A 19,063-nucleotide genomic window follows, 5' to 3' on the forward strand; every position below is an offset into this window, starting at 1 on the left:
GCGATCTTTTGATCTTGCATTACCTCAGATCAAATCCAGGCGACTGCCAACAACCCCGCCCCCAACACCACGCACAACGGCGAATAAGCCCAGGTGTCGAGTCGGGCAAACTTCGAGTCCTTCACCTGCTTGAAGAACCCCATCAGATGCGAGTCGCCGATCGCCCTGGCGAACATCAGCATTGCAATCGCGCTGATCACCCATTGCAGCGACCAGTGATGCACCGCCGGCAGATACAGGCCGACTCGCATGCACACCAGCATCGCAATCAGCAGCAACCCGACCGCCACCAGTAACGTGGCAAAGCCTGAAGGCTTGAAGGCCGGCCGGGCTTGCGCGCTGCCCTCTGCGGATATTCGCGGGACCGCCGCCTCGCTACCCAACTTGCCGCCCGCCGCCCAATACAGGTGGATCAGACTGATCAACAGGAAGATGGCAGCCATCCATTGCGCGATCAATAGGCTCATGTTCGGACTTCCAGCGTGAAATGTCGCAGCACAATGAACTTCCTTGAACGATTTTGTAAGGGTATTCGTCAGCAATGGCGCACGGCCATCAGCGCTGATCGATGACTTTGCGTCGCCATGGCCCATCCTTTACTTCAATTTTGCGGACACCTTGTCGGCCACATCCTTGGGCACCCAGGCCTGCCACACGTCCGGGTGCGCCTTCATGTACGCCTGCGCCGCCTGACGTGGCGGAGTGTGCTTTTCGCTCATCTCGGCCAGCGCCTTGTTCAATGAATCGATTGGCAAGTCGACCTTGCTGAAGAACTCGGCGATCTGCGGATACTGCTTCTGGAATGGCGTCGACACACCGATGGACAATTTCGAGGGCAGCGAGCGTGTCGGTTTCGGATTCGGGTTGTCGACGTCGGTCAGGGTTTTCCAGGCATCAGCGTCGAACGGCGGCTCTTCAAGCTGAATCAGTTTGAAGCGGCCGAGCAAAGGGGTTGGCGACCAGTAATAGAACAGCACCGGTTTGCCGCGCCGAATCGAAGAACTGATCTCCGCATCCAGCGCTGCTCCTGAACCGCTGCGGAAATTCACATAGCTGTCGTCCAGCCCATACGCCTTGAGTTTCTGTTTGTTGACCACTTCCGACGTCCAGCCGATCGGGCTGTTGAGGAAGCGCCCCTTGCCCGGGGTTTCCGGATCACTGAACACGTGCTTGTATTTCGGCAGGTCGCTGACACTGCGCAGGTCCGGCGCCAGCGGCTTGATGCCTTTCGCCGGGTCGCCTTTGATCACGTATTCGGGCACCCACCAACCCTCGGTGGCGCCCTTGACCGTATCGCCCAGACTCGCGACTTTGCCTTCGGCCTCAGCCTTGACCCAGACCGGACTGCGACCGGCCCATTCTTCGCCAATCACCTGAATGTCATTGTTGGCCAGTGCGGTTTCCAGGGTAATCGTCGTCCCCGGCAAGGTATCGGTCGGCAGCCCGTAGCCCGTCTCGACGATAATCCGCAGGATATCGGTGATCAGGCTGCCACTTTCCCAGTTCAGGTCGGCGAAGTGGATCGGCGCCTGGGCAGCGAACCCCGGAACGGGTGACACCAACAATCCGAAAGTGACCAGGGTAGCGGCCAGCAACCGTCGAAATCCGTTCATGCTTTTGCACCTCGTGCTGTTCACAGCAATAGCGGGATGGCCTGGCAGAAGACCGCAAAGCCTCTGAATACTCAGTCAACTGACTGTAGTAGAGGTTCCTGCTTTCGAGGGAGGTCAATCAATTTTCGGAAAGTTCCTGCAAGTGCGCCAACGCTCTTCGTACCATGCTGGCGTACTCCGCCGGACGCAACGTATAGATCTGTGACGCCACCCAACCCAGCCATGCACCTTGCAAAACAGCCTTTTGGTCGAACAGTCGCTGGGCTTCGGCTTGCGCACGGGCCTGGTGCAGTTCGTGGAAGTCGACGCGGGCCAGGGTCACTATTCGCTGGCCTTGAAGGTCACCAGTTCCCCTTTGCGCCACTTGGCAGCCTTGGCGGTCACGGCTTTCAAGGTTTTGGTCAGGCCTTCCTGCAACTGTTGGTGAGCGGCGAACACCATCACCACGCCATGACCTTCCTTGAATACGATCCCGTGGCCATCAGCGGTGGTGACGAACGCGTAATCACCCAGGCCGTACACCGTCAGTTTGATTTCACGGAACTTGATGTCCAGCTTGCCGCCTTCGCGACTGGGCAATACGGAGGCGCTGAAATGATCGCCGACCTTGAGCTTAAGCCCTGGTTTGTCATCGACCACCAACGCCTCTTCGGTGTCGATCTCGGCAATATAAATGCCTTCAGCGTTCTGTTCGGTGATGTAAACAAAACGTGACTGGAACTGTTTAACCAGCTTTGCGCGCAAATCACCCAGCACGAACAAAGCATGCATATCGAGATTACTTACTGCCAAGGAAACATCCCCACATTTGAAAATGATGCTGCACGCAGGAAAACAGCGCACAGCAGAAAAAAGCGGCAATGCCGAAGGTGTCGCAAAAAGACCCGGGTTGAAATCCTGAAACGAGCAGAGGGCTCATCCATCGCGAGGCTTGAGAAGACTACTGGAACCACACTCACGTCGTCTTGCCCGGCGTTCGTCAGAGGTTGAAGGAAAAATCCCTTCCGACGGCCAGAAAAACGGGACTACCAACCTTAGGGAAAAATCTCTTTAACAAAAGCACTTTTCCGACATATCGCCAGCAAAAAATTGCTTTAGATGAACATCGATCGCCAGACACTGACGGTGATTCTAGAGCAGCGATGCTCATCGAGACTACCCAAAACCACGTACGCACGTCGGTAAAACAACGAAAAGGACTTCATATGTGCACGCTGACACATTTTGCTTACCCTCAGGCGCCTGACACGAACAGCTCGACGCCCCTGCCCCCCGGGATGTTTCAACCGTATGAATACTACCCTGAACAGCTTGCCCGGCCACGCTTTCAGGTCATTCTGGCCGGCAATGCCTTTTTTCATATCAAGGAAATTTCCACCGGCCGCGTCAGAGGTTTCCGCGGCAATCATAACGACGCCTGTGCCCTTGCCCGCTCGCTCGAGTTACGCGGTTGACGGTCCCGCCACGTTCATTTCCATAGACGCTTCGTCATGCCGGCGACTTATCTCAGCCGCCGGCATGCAACTACTGCCATACTGCCCGACCAATGAAACCCGCCCCCAGGGTGGGCTGCGCTCAAAACAACAGAATATTTTCAAGGGAAGGCTGCTACGTGACGGAATTTGATATCGGTGAATTTTTTATCCGGGGCGAAGCCAGAGAAGTCGAAGGCGAATTCCAGGCAGTCATTATCATGCGCGCCAAACCACCGCTGACTACCGTGACGTATCACCAGGTCGAGAAGGATCGCTGGTTCAAGACCTCGGACGTCGCTGCCGTTGCCGCCCAGGATGCCGCCAAGGCGCTGAAGGTTGCCGTCGATGAAGGGGCCTTGAAGGCCTGAGATGGGGTGCACAAGTCCGGGAGCCGCGCTGGATCAGCGCGATTTTCATGACCGTCAGCGTGCTGTAGCAGACCAGGGCCTGCCTCGCCGGCAGAATCGACACCCCGGCCCGTGAGGTGTCTGCGGCGTGCCAACCTTGCACAGATTGCACGCCTTCATGTCGACAAATGATCAGATCAGCTTGCGCTTGACCGCTTCATCCAGCGTGCTTTGGGTCAGATGCTTGAGCAACACGTCCCCTCGTTCATTGAACGGCAACCCGACAATCAGCAGGATCTGCATCCAGGTGCGAGTGCTCTCCTGTTTGACGATTTTACCCAGCACCTTGCCTTCCTGATCCTTGAACACCGTTTCCAGCGTGAAGGTATTGCTGAACGTCGTCGGGATCACGAACAACGTGAACCCCGTCAGCCAGGCACTGGCGATATTGCCCTGCTCGTTGTTGGTCAAGGTACTCGTGACGTACAGGTTCGAGTCGACTTTGTCGGTGGTCACGTTTTTGAACTGTCCGGATTCCTTAAAGGTTTCCAGCATGTTCTTTTCCACCAGCGCCGCATTGCCCACGCCCCCCGACAGTTCACCGTTGAACTGCTGCTGAGTCGTCACGTGCAGATAAGCACTGGGCTTGTCTTGCCTGGCCTGGGTCGGTGGCCATTGATCCACCGGTGGCAAGTCATGCTGGGAGTAGGAAATGCAGCCCGTCAGGGCGCTGCTGACCATCAACAGCAAAACCAAAAAGTATTTATTCATGTGCAGCCAATTCCTTTGACGGTGTACGCAATTGAGGGGTAGCACTCGCCAGCAAGTGAGCGATCAACTCACGCAACTGGGTACCGCCCAGGCGGGGATTGAGGTAATCGGCGTTCCACAGGCCGACATTCTTGTCGAGCTTGACCTGCTCGACCGACCTGGCCAGTTGCTTGCCCTGACGGTCTTCGATGACCAGTTCGCCCGCGAGGTCGTATTTGTCGACGTAGATCGGACCGTCAACCCAGATCCAGAGGGTCAAGGTCACCAGCGCACCGGGAATATAAGCCGGATGCATGGTGCGTTTGCCTGCCAGCGAGGTCAGGTTGAACTTGAGCACCACGTCGTCCTGACCGGCCTTGGCCGGGAATACTACGATTCGCTTGAAGTAATCGCTTTTATCGACATAGGTGCTGATCTGCTCGGTCAACTGCCGGCCACCGGCGACACGCACCTTATCGTCCAGCTCGGGGGCGGAAATCACCACGTCACTGATCTCGGCACTGCGATCAAGAGTGGATGGCGCGGGGCTCAAGGGTTCGCCGATGGGACCCAGCGGGGTGAAAGACACACAACCCGTCAACGACAGGCCTAGCGCGACGGCCATCAGATAAACAAGACGCTTCACTGCATACATCCTTTTCATGCGGGATCGGGGATGCGTCGGCTCGAAAGAAAATCGTGCAAGGGATGGGCAATTCAGTACTGAACGGCGGTAAACCTGAGGGACCGAGTGTCGCCTACATCCTTGTTCGAACTCTTTGAATGGCGGCTCAGTGACGCCAAAAACGCGACGGCATCGTAATCGGTGGACCCCCCGACAGGCAATAGCCCAGTGCTATCACGGTGGCAAATCCACAGAAAGCTGCTAAACCCCTATCGAACTCTTGGCGCGCGGTTCCCTCAGATGCAATGACGCTGCACTGCCGATTGCGCACTCGATGCGACTGAATACTCTCAAGGAGATGAAGATGGATTCACCTACACACGACTTGAAAGGTTTGTTCGACCAACTCGGTCTGGACTCCAGCGAGAAGGCCATCGACGATTTCATTGCCAGCCATTCACCCCTGGCCGACGACAAGAAACTCATCGATGCCGAGTTCTGGACCCCGCAGCAAGCGGGCTTCCTCAAAGAACAATTGCGTGAAGACGCGGATTGGGCGCGGGTGGTCGACGATTTGAACCTGCGTATGCATCAGATCCATTAGCCTCTGATTCCATGCAGGCTGTCGGGTGTTGTGGCGTTCAGTTGCGCCAACCAGGCAGCCCTGCACGCCTGCGCTTCTTCGCGACTTGAGAATGCCGTTCCGCGGCGCTCGCCATTAAGCAGCACCACCCAACAGATGCTCTTGCCCAGCGAACGCAAACTGGCAGGCACACCGCTGCCTATCATGACCGCGACATCGACTCTGCTTTGCATGCTGACCTCTCGAACTTCATTAGCAACCTAACTATGTGGGCATGGTAATGAGTTCATCGGTGAGGAAACAGCAATGCAACTGCACAGCTTTGTTGTTCAACCGGTAACAATGGGCGGTGGATCAGGGGCTGACCTGTTTTTTGTTTTTTGTGTACATATCCGTTTCTGCGGTCACGGCGGCTTATGGTTCCGCTCTTACAGCGGGTCACTTTCGAAAAGCCTGCGCGGCCCGGCGGAAAGTAACCAAAGCGCTTCTGCCCCTTTCGTTCGGTGCCTCGCCTAGGCTCGGCACCGAATGGAGGGGCAAAGCCTTTTGGTTCCTTTTTGGCGTTTGAAAAAGGGACTCGCTGTAAGAGCGAAACCGTAATCAGCCATCACCGCAGAAACGGATATGCACACCAACCTTAAATGAACAGCCGGCCAATCAACGAGGGCTTTCCGGCTTGTAACCCAACCGCAAACCACCCCAATGCCGGCCCTTGAGCATGATCGGCACCGAAAGGTCGTGCATCAGTTCCCCGGTGTCGCGGGTGTAGGTTTGCAGCAGTACTGCCTGTTGATGGCTGCCGCAGCGGATCCCGGTGCGGTCGGCGAATTTGCGTTTGGTGCGGTTCTGCAAGGTATCGACCTGGGCATCACCAGTCAGGGGTTGGCTGAAGACCTTGTTGTGGGTCGGCACATAACCCTGCTGCGTACAGGCGATGGCGAACACCAGGCCTTCATGACGCGGCAACAAGGGTTCCTGGATCGCCGGCAAGACCTGATCGGCGTAGCGATCGAAGCGGGTCTGGTATTTGGCCGGGCTGGTGCCGGGAATGGTTTGGTAATTGCGGTCGAACAGGTCATCGAGGCTCACGCGGCCCTCGTCGATATCCGCTTCAAAGCGTGCCGCAATCTGACTCGCGCCTTCGCGGGCCAGGTCATAAACCCGCTGGTGATAGTCATCCAGCCCGACTTCGGCGAGGCGTTCGCTGATGGTTTCGGCCTGACCTTCCATTTGCACGGCGGCCTGGGCCAGGCGTTGGGTCTGTTGATCGCTGATTGCCAGGTCGCTGCGCATCTGTTCGATGGCGTGGAACAGGCTATCGAGTTGTTCGCGGTTGGTGTCGGCGCCTTTGGCGATTTCCCCCACCTGGCTTTCGACGCCGGCAGCCAGACGCGCAATGTTCTCCAGATGCTGACCGGTGTGCTCGACCTGCTCGACCCCGGTGTCGAGGTCGCTGGACAGTTGACGGATCTGCTCCACCACTTGCGCGGTGCGTTGCTGAATATCAGCGACCATGTCCCCTACTTCGCCGGTGGCCGTCGCCGTGCGCGCGGCCAGACCGCGAACCTCATCGGCCACCACCGCAAATCCACGACCGTGCTCGCCGGCCCGGGCCGCCTCGATAGCCGCGTTCAATGCCAGCAGATTGGTCTGGCTGGCGATGGACTGGATCACCAGGGTGACCCGCTGGATATCATCACTGCGCAGGCTCAGGGCTTCGATCAGTTCCCGGCTGTTACTGGCGCGCTGACTGAGTTGATGCATACGGGCGATCGACTCGATCAGCTCCGTACGCCCTGCCGCGCTGCTCCGATGAGCCTCACTGGCCGCACTGAGGGCTTCCCGGCTGAGTGTCGAGGTGGCTTGTTCGGTCGCGATCATCACTTCGGCGTTGCTGACAATTTGCGCTGCAGCGCCGAGTTGCGACTGCAGTTTGTCGGCCAGTTGCTTGACCGAAAAGGCCACACCGGCGGCAGACAACGCGTTATGACTGGTGGTGTAGGAAAGATCGCGAGTCAACTCGGCAATTGCACTGGCGCTGTCGACGGGGGTTGCCTCAGGGAGGGCGCGCGAGCGCAAGCGAGGTAGCCAGATAATCAGCACGGCCAATGGCAGGCCAAGGTAAAGCGACCAGCCGCCCAGCGTCATGCCGCACAACAACAGCATCAGGGCGATGCTTTGCAGGGTCGGCGTCAACCAAAGGTTTTTCGGCAAAAGCACGGGTGCAGACGATGCTGCAACCAGAGATCCGTCACGCGTCATCTTCGTCACCCATTATTCTGATTGTTGTATCGGCATTAAACGCCACTACAAGGCCATTATCTATGGTCCCTTAGTAGTGGGCATTGCAGCAGATCAATAGAAGTGCGGGGGTTTTTCGCAGACGAAAAAAAGCATCGCGGGCCAGCCTTGCTCCTGACAGGAGTGAGGCTTGCCCGCGATGCGGGGCGTTACGAAATCAGGCCTGACGCTGGTGCTTGTCGATCTGTTCGTGACGCTCTTGAGCTTCGATGCAGTACTTGGTGGTCGGGCTGATCAGCAGGCGCTTCAGGCCAATGGCCTCGCCGCTGTCGTCGCACCAGCCAAAGCTGTCTTCCTTGATGCGTTCCAGAGCCTGTTCCAACTGAGGCAGCATGCGCTGGTCGCGATCGATCGCGTTCACCAGCCAGGTGCGCTCTTCTTCAACAGAAGCAGCGTCGGCCGGATCGGCCGGAGTGTCCAGGCTTTCGATGGCGATGCGGTTCTGTTCGATGCGCTCATGGGTTTCGACTTTCATGTTCTGCAACAGCTCAGAGAAAAAAGCATGTTGCTCGGCATTCATGTAGTCATCCGCCGGCATGGCCAGCAACTTGTCCTTTGTCATTGATATCTCTATAAAAAAACGTGCATTAAGGCGAATTAGGGAGCGTTCCGGCGGACCTGGGTCGGCCATCGGAACGGCGCCGTTTAATTCCAAGCGCCACCCGGCACTCAATTTACGAGGGGCGGCAGTCTAAGGCCGACTTGAGGCCTCAGCAACTGAAAAGACAGCGAATTTGTCCGACAAAGCCCTGAAAGTGCTCTAAGGCAGCCTTTGCGGTGGTTATCGGAGTGCGTTTATAGCAAGAAATTCAATCGAGCGGCTGTATATAGAAGACAAATGGTTGCGCCACGCGGGTCAGGCGTGGCGCATTAGCTGTTTTATCTGAGGCTCAGCGCTTGAGTTTGCGCTTGTTGCGGTACTGATCGATGACCACTGCCACCACGATGATCAGGCCTTTGATGATGTCCTGAATGTAGGCATCGACGCCGACGAAGGTGAAACCGCTGGCCATGACCCCAAGGATCAGTGCGCCGATGACCGTGCCGGTGATGCGCCCTACTCCGCCGGCCAGGCTGGTGCCGCCGATCACTGCCGCGGCAATCGCGTCCAGTTCATAGGACATGCCCATCCCGGCCTGCCCGGTCGCGGCCCGTGCCGATGCCACCACACCCGCCAGGCCTGCCAGCAAACCGGCGATGCTGTAGACGATCACCAGATGCCGCTTGACATTGATCCCCGAGGTGCGCGCCGCCTGCATGTTGCCGCCGATGGCGTAGGTGTACTTGCCATACTTGGTGTAACGCAGGGCGATGTGAAAGATCACCGCGACCACCAGGAAAATGATCACCGGCATCGCGCCGTGTCCGATCGCCGTGTAGGAATCCGAGAGCATGCTCACCGGTTGACCTTCGGTGTAGTAACGCGCGAGGCCACGGGCCGAGACCATCATGCCGAGGGTGGCAATGAACGGCGGGATACCGGTAATGGCAATGATGCTGCCGTTGATCGCCCCCGCCAGCAGCCCTACCCCGAGCCCGACAATCACCGGGATCCACACTGGCAAGTCAGTCAGCGACGGGAACACCGCCCGGGTGAAGTCCGATGTCTGCGCCAGGCTGGCAGCGATCATCGCCGACAGCGCCAGCACCGAGCCGGATGACAGGTCGATACCCGTGGTGATGATGACCTGGGTCACGCCGATCGCCAGCAGACCGATGATCGACACCTGCAGGATCATCAGCACCAGACGCTGGGAGTTCATCAGGAAGCTCTGGTCGCGCACGATCCAGCCAAACACTTCAAAGACCAGGCCAATGCCAATCAGCACCAGGAAAATACTCAACTCGGTTGGAAAGCGCCGGCGACTCTTGACCGGTGCGGTTGCTGGCTTGTTTTCCAGTATCGCGTTCATAAACACTCACCCTTCTAAAAAATCCGGCATCGAATACATACCCTGTGGCGAGGGAGCTTGCTGTGGCCACAGAATCCCTACTCACCCCTAAACTGCGTCCACCCTTGATTTAGTGAACTGCGGACATACCCGAGGCCAATTGCATCACTCGTTCCTGGGTCGCTTCGCTGCGGTCGAGGGTGCCCATCAGGTCGCCCTCGTGCATGACCATCACCCGGTCGCTCATGCCAAGCACTTCCGGCAATTCCGAGGAAATCATGATCACTGCCATGCCTTCGCTGGCGAGATAAGAAATGAGCCGGTAGATCTCGGCCTTGGCGCCGACGTCGATACCGCGAGTCGGCTCGTCGAGAATCAGGATTCGTGGGTTGGTCATCAGCCAGCGCGCCAGCAAGGCTTTCTGCTGATTACCGCCGGAGAGCGTGTCGATGCACTGCTCCAGCGACGGGGTTTTGACCCGCAGCTTCTTGCACATGTCTTCGCACAAGGCGCGCAAAGCTTTTTGCTGGATGAAACCGTGGCCGGCGTAATGCGGCAACACCGCCATTTCCATGTTCTCCAGCACCGACAGGCACGGGAACAGGCCGCTGAGCTTGCGATCTTCGGTCAGTAGCGCGAAGCCCTTCTCGATCGCCATGTGCGGATCGCTGATGCGCACCACTTCGCCGTCGAGGCGAATCTCGCCACCGTCGCTCGGGGTGATACCGAAAATCGCTTCGGCGACGTTGGTCCGCCCTGAGCCCATCAACCCGGCAATGCCGAGGATCTCGCCGGCGTGCAGGTCGAAGGAAACATCCTTGAAAATGCCGTCCAGTTTCAGATCGCGCACCGACAGCAGCAGATCGCCGATCGGTTTTTCACGCACCGGGAACAACTGGCTCAGCTCGCGGCCGACCATCATCGAAATCAGGCTGTCGCCGTCCATGCTGTCGGCCCGTTGCAGGCCGATGTAGGCGCCGTCGCGGAACACCGCCACTTCATCGGCGATGCTGAACACTTCGTTCATTTTGTGGGTGATGTAGATGATGCCTTTGCCCTGGCTCTTGAGGTCGGCAATGATCGAGAACAGATGCGCGACTTCCTTGTCGGTGATGGCCGAGGTCGGTTCATCCATGATCAGGATGTCGGAATCGTAGGACACGGCCTTGGCGATCTCGACCATCTGCCGTTCGGCAATGCTCAGGTTGCCGACCAGCTCTTCTGGATCGAGGTTGATCCGCAGGCGTTCCAGCAGTTTCGCCGTGCAGCGGTGCATTTCACGGTGGTCGATCATATGGAAACCGTTGAGCTGCTCACGGCCGATCCAGATGTTCTCGGCGATGCTCATGTGCGGCATCAGGTTGAGTTCCTGGTGGATCATCGCGATCCCGGCCTGGAGCGCAGCCAGTGGCGTTTCGAAAACCACCGGTTTGCCGCGCAGGCGTAATTCACCGGCGTCCGGTTGATAGATGCCGGCAATGATTTTCATCAGGGTGGATTTGCCCGCGCCGTTTTCGCCCATCAGCGCCAGCACGGAACCGGGACGTACCCGAAGCTGTACATCGGACAAGGCCACCACACCGGGAAATCCCTTGCTGACGTTGATGATCTCCAGCAGGTACGGCTCATCGACAGGTGTTGCAGCTGGCTGGATACCCACCAACGGGGTGCTCGAAGCAGTCGCTGAAGCGAACATGATCAGGTACTCCATCAGCAAGGTCGCGGTCGCAACCTTGCGTGTTTATTGTTGTTATTGAACGGACGGGGCTATTTGAACGTGTCGACGTTTTGCGGGGTGATCAAGCGGTATGGCACCCACACGGCCTGTTCGACCGGCTCGTTTTTGGCCATTTTCACAGCGGTGTCGATCGAACCGTCGGCCTGACCCTTGGCATCCTGGAACACCGAGACGGCCATGTTGCCTTTCTTGATCGCATTCAGACCGTCCGGCGTTCCGTCGACACCGGCGATCAGCACACTGCCTTTCTCGACGCCGGCCTGTTGCAGGGCCATCGCAGCACCAATGGCCATTTCGTCGTTGTTGGCGATGACCGCGTCGAACTTGCGGCCCTGGGTCAGCCAGTCGTTGACCAGGGTCATGCCCTTGTCCCGCAACCAGATACCAGTCTGCTCTTGCTCGATCTTGATGTTCGGGTATTTGGCCAGAACGTCTTTGACGCCCTTGGTGCGGTTGGTGGTGGAGTTGTTCGCGAGGTCGCCCAGCAGAATCACGATGTCGCCCTTGCCGCCCATTTTGTCGGCCAGGTACTGCATCTGCATTTCACCGGCCTCCAGATCGTTGGAGGCGACAGTGACCACGCCTTTGGGCAGCTTCAGGTCATCGGGGCGGCGGTTGACGTAGACCAGCGGGATGCCGGCCTTGACCGCGGCTTCAGTGATTTTTTTGGTGGCGGCGGTATCCACCGGGTTGACCACGATGGCATCGACCTTCTGGCTGATGAAGCTTTCGACCTGGCTCAACTGCTTGACCACGTCGCTGCGGGCGTCTTCGAATTGCAGCTGCACGCCCTCTGGGTAGGACTTGGCTTTCTTGTCCATGGATTCGCGCAGGTAGGTCAGCCAGGTGTCATCGAATTGGGACATGCTGACGCCGATCTTCATATCGGCAAGCGCCGCGCCACTGGCGAACATCAGGGACAAGGCAAGTGAGGCGAAGCGGATCTTGGTCTTCATGAAAAGTCTTTCTCCACATTCTTGTTGGTTTTATGGATGAGGCGTGACGATTTCAGTAAGCAGGCAAGCGGGAAAAGGGTTGAAACAGGTGGCGAGGCAGGTCGCTGGAAATGACTCTATTAGAATATAATTTCTATATCAACTCATTTTAGAATTTTATTCTAATTTTATTCCATGACTCTTGAACGGGCTCAATTCCACCGCCTGATGCCGCTCGGCACTCAGTCGCGCAGCGTCTAGCACGCGGGTGGTCGCCAGTGCATCACGGGCATCCACGGGCAGTGGGCCACCGCTCTGCAACGCGGTTTGTAGCTGTAAATAGAACTGATTCCAGCAGCCGCGCTCGGAAGGAACCCGCTCGCGCACTTCGCCCTGCTCGAACCAGCCCCAACGGCGATGCTCTTCAACGCCCCAGCGCTCACCTTCGGTTTTCGGCGAGAGCCCGGCGAGCGCCGATGCTTCTTGCCCGTCCAGGCCATCGACGCTGTAACAGCCTTGGCTGCCGGTCACCCGAAAGCGCGGGCCAGGGGTGTTTTGCAGGCAACTGCCACCCAGGTGGGAGGTGACGCCACTGGCGTGGGTCAGTGACATAAAGAAGCCGTTATCGAAAACCTGGCCTTTTTCCAGGTAATCCAGTTCGGCGTAGACCCGTGTCACCGGGCCGAACAACAGCAACGCCTGATCCACCAGATGGCTACCGAGATCACGCAGGAAACCACCGCCACTGCCGTTGTTCACCGCCTGCGGCGAGTAACGCTCGATCCGCGATTCGAAACGGGTCACCTGGCCCAGCGCACCGGATTCGATGAGTTTGCGCACAGTCAGGAAGTCCGAATCCCAGCGCCGGTTCTGGTAGACGCTGAGCTGCACGCCCTGGCGCTCGGCCATGGTGATCAGGGTTTGCGCCTGTTGCGCATCGGCCGCAAACGGTTTGTCGCTGACCACCGCTAAACCGTGTTCAATGCCATCGAGCACCAATGCCGGGCGGCCCTTGAGTGGCGTCGACACCACCAGCACATCGATCCCGGCCTCCACCAGTTGGCCGATGCTGTCGAACGCCGGCACCCCAGGGTACTCGGCCGCCAGCAACTGTCGGCGCTCCGCTGAACGGGTGACCACACCCACGAACGTCGCCGCCGGCAAACTGCTGATCAGCGGAGCATGGAAAAACCGGCCGCCATGGCCGTAACCGACAAGTCCGATACGCATATTGTTCTCCTGATGATCGTTCCCACGCTCTGCGTGGGAACGATCATTACCGGGGGTTAGCCGTAGAAGTGTGGGCGGTCAGGGAGGGCAACTTTGACGATGGCCCCGCTGTTCTGGGCTTCGATGCACGCGTCTGCTGCGACGGCGGCGGCAAAGCCATCCCACGCCGACGGGCCACCGACCTGCCCGGCCCGCACACCATCGATGAACGCCTGCAACTCAACGTCGTACGCGGCAATAAACCGATCCTTCCAGTCCATCAGAATCGCATTGGACAACTTCGCCCCGCTGCGCAACTGAACCTGCGACGGCTCCGGCAGTTTGGCGATGCCGGTCTCCCCCACCACTTCGCACTGGATGTCGTAGCCGTATTGGCAATTAACGAACACCTCCACATCGATGCGCGTGCCCTTGGCGGTTTCCAGCAGCACGATCTGTGGGTCTTTCAAATGCGCGAGGGCCTTGCTGCTCTTGCGCGGGAACACCACTTGCACCGAGACGTAATCGTCATCGAGCAACCAGCGCAACACATCCAGCTCATGGATCAGCGTGTCGGTGATCGCCATGTCGGTCTTGTAGTTTTCACCCACGGTCGGGTTGCGGTGCGCGCAGTGCAACATCAACGGCTCACCAATCTGCCCGCCGTCGATCACCGCTTTGAGTGCTCGATAGCCCTCGTCATACGGGCGCATGAAACCAACCTGCACCAGGCGTTTGCCGTGGGCCACTTCGGCCTCGACGATTTTCCGACAGCCTTCAGCGGTGACCGCCAGCGGCTTCTCGCAGAACACCGGCTTACCCGCCGCAATCGCCGCCAGCACAAACGCTTCGTGGCTCGGGCCCCAGGAGGTGACGAGGATCGCTTCGACCTCCGGCGCCTGGATCAGCGCGTGGCCGTCGGGATAGACCTCGGCGGTGAGTTTCAGGTCGGACACGACCTTCGCGGCTTGCTGCAAGTTGATGTCGGTCACCGCAACGACCTGGCTATTAAGCAAGGTCTGGCTGCAACGACGGATATGGTCCTGGCCGATGGCCCCGGTGCCGATGACGCCAAGCTTCAAAGACATGTCTGTTCTCCTGTTGGAATTTTTGTAGAGCAATCAGTACTGACGGGCCTTTGCCAGTCGTTCATTCAGGGTCTTGGCCACCGCATCGGTGCGGGCACTGGTGGAGACTTGCGCCACGCCGACTCGCCACCACGACAGGTAGCCATGAATCATGGTTTTGGGCAGGACCTTGATATCGATCAGCGTCGACACCGTCTGCAATCGCGCATCGGCCAATGCGGCGTGCAACTCTTCAACGGTGTGCACTTTGTAGGTTTTGCAGCCATAAGCCGCCGCGCTCATGGCGAAATCCACCGGCACGAACCCGCCGTCGAGCTTGCCGGTTTCCGGGTTGCGGAACCGGAACTCGGTGCCGAAGCTGTCCATGCCGTGTTCCATCTGCAAATTGTTGATGCAACCGAAAGTCATGTTGTCCAGCAGGACCACGTTGATCTTGCGTCGCTCCTGAATCGAGGTCGCCAGTTCCGAATGCAGCATCATGTAAGAGCCATCGCCGACCAGCGCATAGACCTCGCGATCCGGCTCGGCGAGTTTCACGCCCAGTGCGGCGTTGACCTCGTAACCCATGCAGGAATAGCCGTACTCGACGTGATAGGTGTTCACGCCCTTGCTGCGCCAGCTGCGCTGCAAGTCGCCGGGCAGGCTGCCGGCGGCGGCGACGATCACGGCGTCATCGGCGAGGGTTTCGTTGAGCACGCCGAGCACGCGGCTCTGGGTCAGGCAGGAACCGGTCAGCTCGATGAATTCGCGCAGCACCGCCGGGTCCATGTGGTCGTTGATTTCCGGGATGAAGTCTTTGCCCTGGTATTCGACCTGATAGAGGCGGTCGACTTCCTCGTCCAGTTGCGCCTTGGCCTGACGCGGTTGATCGCCCCACGCAGAACGGTAGTCGCCCAAGGCTTCAGCCAAGGCTTGCAAGCCGACTCTGGCGTCCGCCAGCAGTTGCACACCGTCGAGTTTCAAGGCATCGCAGGGGCTGATGTTCAGATTGAGAAATTGCACGTCGGGGTGCTGGAACAGGGATTTCGACGCGGTGGTGAAATCGCTGTAGCGGGTGCCGATGCCGATGATCAGATCCGCGTCTTTGGCCAACAGATTCGCCGCCAGGCAACCGGTTTCGCCAATGCCGCCGATGTTCAGCGGGTGACTGGATACCACCGCACTCTTGCCGGCCTGGGTTTCGGCGAAGGGAATATCGAAGCGCTCGGCAAACGCCTGCAAGGCAGCATTGGCGCCGGAGTATCTGACCCCGCCACCGCAAATGATCAGCGGCTTGCGCTTGCCTTTGAACAGCGCCAGCGCATCACCGAGCATCGCTTCTGTCGCCGGACGACGCTCGATGCGATGCACGCGTTTTTGCAGGAAGTAATCGGGGTAGTCGTAGGCCTCGGCTTGCACATCTTGTGGCAAGGCCAGGGTCACCGCGCCGGTTTCGGCAGGGTCGGTGAGCACGCGCATGGCGTGGATCGCCGCCGTCATGAGTTGCTCGGGACGGTTGATGCGGTCCCAGTATTTGCTCACGGCCTTGAACGCGTCGTTGGTGCTGATGCTCAGGTCGTGGAACTGCTCGATTTGTTGCAGCACCGGGTCTGGCTGGCGACAGGCGTAAACGTCGCCGGGCAACAGCAGCAAGGGAATGCGGTTGGCGGTCGCCGTCGCAGCGGCGGTCAGCATGTTCGCCGCGCCCGGGCCTACCGATGAGGAGCAGGCGTAGATCTTGCGCCGCAGGTGTTGCTTGGCGAAACCGATGGCCGCGTGGGCCATGCCTTGCTCGTTGCGCCCCTGATGGACGATCAGGTCGCCGCTGTCCTGCTCCAGCGCTTGCCCCAGGCCCAGCACATTACCGTGGCCGAAAATGGTAAAGATCCCGGCGACAAATTTGCTTTGAACCCCATCGACCTCGATGTACTGGTTATCGAGGAATTTCACCAAGGCCTGGGCCATGGTCAGTCGTGTTGTGGTCATGCTTGCACCTTCCTTTGAAGCTAAATCCGGTGTGGGCTGTTGAATGCGATCAACTGTGGGAGCGGCAGTGCGGCGACCCGACTTGCCCGCGATAGCGATCTACCTGACACATCAATGTTGAATGTGCTGCCGCCATCGCGGGCAAGCCCGCTCCCACAGGGTTCTCCATTAACCTTGGGATTTCTGCAGGTGATCCATACTCGCGCCAATCGCCGTCTGGATATCCGCCAGGCCATGGACGCTGTCGGCGAACGGCTCGAACGACAGGTAGCCGCTGTAGCCAGTAGCGAGCAAGGTCTCGATCTGCGCCGCGTTGCCGAGGATATCGCCCTCGCCCACCAGCACCCGATGGCCGTCGCGGATTGTCGCCAGTGGCGCCTCGGCATCTTCGACGCCGGAGATGTGCACCAGCCCGGTCAGCTCGGGGAAGAATTCATGTTCGCTGGCCAAGTGATGGTGAAAGGTGTCATGCACCAGACGGAACACATCCAGCCCACCGATGGCCTTGATCGCGTCGACCGCCGTGCGTTTGCGCCGCAACGAGCACTCTTCGAAACCCAGCGGTTCGATGAAACCGAGGATGCCGTGATCGCGCAGGATCGGCGCCAGTTCAGTCAACGCCGTGCGCAGGCCCGAAGCACGTGCGGCCTCGGTACGCGGGTCGGCACGGTCGTTGAGCGGGCACATGACCAGCCCTCGGGCGCCGCAATCACGGGCATAAGCGGCCAGCTTCAAGGCGTGCGCACGGCGCTCGTCATTCCACACATCAAACGGATACAGCGCGTTGATCGACAGCACCGTGATGCCTTTGGCGGCGCACAACTCACGGACGCGCTCGGGGGCGGTGCCGTCTTCGATCTCGACGCCTTTAAGGTCGTTGCGAATTTCGATGGCGTCGGCCTTGAGGGTCACCGCCAGCTCGATGAACGCGGGCAGGGACAAACGTGGGGCGACCATACGGTTCAGGGCGAAACGCAGGGGCTTGCTCATTATTGTTGTTCTCCGCACAGGTGAATTAGTTGGCCGTCGGCATGCTGAATTCAGGGCCCTTGGCAATGCTGTCGGGCCAGCGCTGCATCACGCTTTTGTAGCGGCTGTAGAAGCGAATGCCTTCCTCGCCGTAAGCGTGGTGATCGCCAAACAGCGAGCGCTTCCAGCCGCCGAAAGAATGCCAGGCCATCGGCACCGGAATCGGCACGTTGATGCCGACCATGCCGACCTTGATCGTGCGGGCGAAGGCCCGGGCGATGCCGCCATCGCGGGTGAAACAGGACACGCCGTTGCCGAACTCATGGGCGTTGATCAACGCGACGGCACTGGCGAAGTCCGGCACCCGAACGATGCCCAGCACCGGGCCGAAAATTTCCTGTTGGTAGATGCTCATCTCGGTCGTGACGTTATCGAACAGTGTCGCGCCGACGAAGAAACCGTTTTCGGCGCCCGGCACCTTGAAGTTGCGACCATCGACAATCAGCTGCGCGCCCTGGGCCACGCCTTCGTCGATGAAACCTTCGACTTTGGCCTTGTGCTCGGCCGTCACCAACGGCCCCATGTCGCTGTCGCCCTTCAGGCCGTTACCGACTTTCAGTTGATCGATACGCGGCAGCAGTTTGGCAATCAACTGATCGCCGACATCGCCCACCGCCACGGCAATCGAAATCGCCATGCAGCGCTCGCCGGCCGAGCCGTAAGCCGCGCCGATCAAGGCATCCGCCGCTTGATCCAGATCCGCATCCGGCATGACGATCATGTGATTCTTCGCCCCGCCCAGCGCCTGCACACGCTTGCCGCGGGAGGTGGCTTGCTGGTGGATGTACTCGGCAATCGGCGTCGAGCCGACAAAGGAAATCGCCTCGATGTCCGGGTGTTGCAGCAACGCGTCGACGGCAGTCTTGTCGCCCTGGACCACGTTGAACACACCGTCCGGCAACCCGGCTTCGCTCAACAGACGGGCCATCAGCACACTGGCGGACGGGTCGCGCTCAGACGGTTTGAGGATGAAGCAGTTACCGGTGATCAGCGCCAGCGGAATCATCCACAGCGGCACCATCACCGGGAAGTTGAACGGTGTGACGCCAGCACACACGCCCAGTGGCTGACGCAGGTTCCAGTTATCGATGCCGCCGCCGATGTTGTCGCTGAACTCGGTTTTCAGCAGGTTCGGCGCACCGCAGGCGTACTCGACGATTTCGATGCCCCGGGTGACTTCGCCCTTGGCGTCGGAAAACACTTTGCCGTGTTCGCGGCTGATGATTTCTGCCAGCTCATCGTGATGTTGGTCGAGCAATTCCTTGAACTTGAACATCACCCGCGAACGGCGCAGGGACGATTGTTCGGACCAGGCCGGAAAGGCTTTCAGGGCCGAGGCGACCGCTTCGTCGACGGTCTTCTGGCTGGCCAGCCCGACGCGTGCCTGAATGCTGCCGGTGGCCGGGTTGAAAACGTTGCCGAACCGTTCGCTGCTGCTGTCTTGCACTTGACCGTGGATGTAGTGGCCGATGATCGGGGCGTTGCTCATTGATCGTGTTCTCCGTGCAGAGGT

Annotated in this window: 20 protein-coding genes; 3 read left to right on the plus strand and 17 right to left on the minus strand. The window is 59.0% G+C overall.

The features are described from left to right. Positions 1-29: 29 nt before the first annotated feature. The 4 genes from ACQ4OB_RS23255 to ACQ4OB_RS23270 all read right to left on the minus strand — a co-directional run bounded on the left by ACQ4OB_RS23255 (position 30) and on the right by ACQ4OB_RS23270 (position 2,405). Positions 30-467, minus strand: coding sequence for a DUF3995 domain-containing protein (locus ACQ4OB_RS23255; protein WP_076030600.1), 438 nt, complete (start codon positions 465-467; stop codon positions 30-32). 129 nt (positions 468-596) lie between these two features. Next, positions 597-1,613, minus strand: coding sequence for an ABC transporter substrate-binding protein (locus ACQ4OB_RS23260; protein WP_430956526.1), 1,017 nt, complete (start codon positions 1,611-1,613; stop codon positions 597-599). A 118-nt stretch (positions 1,614-1,731) separates the two neighbouring features. After that, positions 1,732-1,935, minus strand: a complete 204-nt coding sequence (locus ACQ4OB_RS23265) for a hypothetical protein (protein ID WP_074875655.1) — start codon at positions 1,933-1,935, stop codon at positions 1,732-1,734. Further along, a complete protein-coding gene (locus tag ACQ4OB_RS23270; RefSeq protein WP_076031578.1) occupies positions 1,935-2,405 on the minus strand; it encodes a hypothetical protein in 471 nt (156 codons plus the stop codon). Before ACQ4OB_RS23270 ends, ACQ4OB_RS23265 begins: the two co-directional genes overlap by 1 nt. 413 nt (positions 2,406-2,818) lie before the next feature. On the opposite strand from ACQ4OB_RS23270, the gene ACQ4OB_RS23275 reads away from it, so the two are divergent. Both ACQ4OB_RS23275 and ACQ4OB_RS23280 read left to right on the plus strand, forming a co-directional pair. Then, positions 2,819-3,067: a hypothetical protein gene (locus ACQ4OB_RS23275; protein ID WP_074875653.1), complete on the plus strand. Its 249-nt coding sequence runs from the start codon at positions 2,819-2,821 to the stop codon at positions 3,065-3,067. 158 nt (positions 3,068-3,225) lie between these two features. Continuing rightward, the gene (locus ACQ4OB_RS23280; RefSeq protein ID WP_008151675.1) at positions 3,226-3,456 is read left to right on the plus strand and encodes a hypothetical protein; all 231 of its coding nucleotides are present in this window, start codon (positions 3,226-3,228) and stop codon (positions 3,454-3,456) included. Positions 3,457-3,627: 171 nt separating this feature from the next. On the opposite strand, the gene ACQ4OB_RS23285 is transcribed toward ACQ4OB_RS23280, so the two are convergent. Together ACQ4OB_RS23285 and ACQ4OB_RS23290 are read right to left on the minus strand one after the other, a co-directional pair. After that, positions 3,628-4,206: a hypothetical protein gene (locus ACQ4OB_RS23285; RefSeq protein ID WP_074875651.1), complete on the minus strand. Its 579-nt coding sequence runs from the start codon at positions 4,204-4,206 to the stop codon at positions 3,628-3,630. Beyond that, complete coding sequence (locus ACQ4OB_RS23290; protein ID WP_430956527.1) at positions 4,199-4,831, minus strand: hypothetical protein; 633 nt, start codon at positions 4,829-4,831, stop codon at positions 4,199-4,201. Before ACQ4OB_RS23290 ends, ACQ4OB_RS23285 begins: the two co-directional genes overlap by 8 nt. Before the next feature lie 343 nt (positions 4,832-5,174). On the opposite strand from ACQ4OB_RS23290, the gene ACQ4OB_RS23295 reads away from it, so the two are divergent. Next, positions 5,175-5,414 carry a DUF2789 domain-containing protein gene (locus ACQ4OB_RS23295; RefSeq protein ID WP_033057641.1) on the plus strand — a complete coding sequence of 80 codons (240 nt, stop codon included), beginning with the start codon at positions 5,175-5,177 and terminating at the stop codon, positions 5,412-5,414. Here the strand turns inward: ACQ4OB_RS23295 and ACQ4OB_RS23300 are convergent. The 11 genes from ACQ4OB_RS23300 to ACQ4OB_RS23350 all read right to left on the minus strand — a co-directional run bounded on the left by ACQ4OB_RS23300 (position 5,411) and on the right by ACQ4OB_RS23350 (position 19,039). Then, complete coding sequence (locus tag ACQ4OB_RS23300) at positions 5,411-5,626, minus strand: hypothetical protein (RefSeq protein WP_430956528.1); 216 nt, start codon at positions 5,624-5,626, stop codon at positions 5,411-5,413. The two genes, ACQ4OB_RS23295 and ACQ4OB_RS23300, sit on opposite strands and share 4 nt — an antisense overlap. A gap of 424 nt (positions 5,627-6,050) precedes the next feature. After that, complete coding sequence (locus ACQ4OB_RS23305; RefSeq protein WP_074875647.1) at positions 6,051-7,655, minus strand: methyl-accepting chemotaxis protein; 1,605 nt, start codon at positions 7,653-7,655, stop codon at positions 6,051-6,053. A 196-nt stretch (positions 7,656-7,851) separates the two neighbouring features. Then, entirely contained in the window at positions 7,852-8,256 is a 405-nt protein-coding gene (locus ACQ4OB_RS23310; RefSeq protein ID WP_007907888.1) for a TraR/DksA family transcriptional regulator, read from the minus strand. Positions 8,257-8,584: 328 nt separating this feature from the next. Next, positions 8,585-9,607 carry an ABC transporter permease gene (locus ACQ4OB_RS23315; protein ID WP_074875643.1) on the minus strand — a complete coding sequence of 341 codons (1,023 nt, stop codon included), beginning with the start codon at positions 9,605-9,607 and terminating at the stop codon, positions 8,585-8,587. Positions 9,608-9,716: 109 nt separating this feature from the next. After that, complete coding sequence (locus ACQ4OB_RS23320; RefSeq protein ID WP_074875641.1) at positions 9,717-11,282, minus strand: sugar ABC transporter ATP-binding protein; 1,566 nt, start codon at positions 11,280-11,282, stop codon at positions 9,717-9,719. Between the two features lie 71 nt (positions 11,283-11,353). After that, positions 11,354-12,280, minus strand: a complete 927-nt coding sequence (locus ACQ4OB_RS23325; RefSeq protein ID WP_076030591.1) for a sugar ABC transporter substrate-binding protein — start codon at positions 12,278-12,280, stop codon at positions 11,354-11,356. A 156-nt stretch (positions 12,281-12,436) separates the two neighbouring features. Next, positions 12,437-13,489, minus strand: coding sequence for a Gfo/Idh/MocA family protein (locus tag ACQ4OB_RS23330; protein ID WP_074875637.1), 1,053 nt, complete (start codon positions 13,487-13,489; stop codon positions 12,437-12,439). A 56-nt stretch (positions 13,490-13,545) separates the two neighbouring features. Continuing rightward, the gene (locus tag ACQ4OB_RS23335; protein ID WP_430956529.1) at positions 13,546-14,556 is read right to left on the minus strand and encodes a Gfo/Idh/MocA family protein; all 1,011 of its coding nucleotides are present in this window, start codon (positions 14,554-14,556) and stop codon (positions 13,546-13,548) included. Positions 14,557-14,589: 33 nt separating this feature from the next. Beyond that, positions 14,590-16,521, minus strand: a complete 1,932-nt coding sequence (gene iolD, locus ACQ4OB_RS23340) for a 3D-(3,5/4)-trihydroxycyclohexane-1,2-dione acylhydrolase (decyclizing) (RefSeq protein ID WP_102615959.1) — start codon at positions 16,519-16,521, stop codon at positions 14,590-14,592. A gap of 168 nt (positions 16,522-16,689) precedes the next feature. After that, positions 16,690-17,511, minus strand: coding sequence for a TIM barrel protein (locus ACQ4OB_RS23345; RefSeq protein WP_074875629.1), 822 nt, complete (start codon positions 17,509-17,511; stop codon positions 16,690-16,692). 25 nt (positions 17,512-17,536) lie between these two features. Then, entirely contained in the window at positions 17,537-19,039 is a 1,503-nt protein-coding gene (locus ACQ4OB_RS23350) for a CoA-acylating methylmalonate-semialdehyde dehydrogenase (RefSeq protein WP_430956530.1), read from the minus strand. Between the last annotated feature and the right edge of the window lie 24 nt (positions 19,040-19,063).

The organism is Pseudomonas sp. ES4, from assembly GCF_050586665.1.
Taxonomy (GTDB): domain Bacteria; phylum Pseudomonadota; class Gammaproteobacteria; order Pseudomonadales; family Pseudomonadaceae; genus Aquipseudomonas; species Aquipseudomonas frederiksbergensis.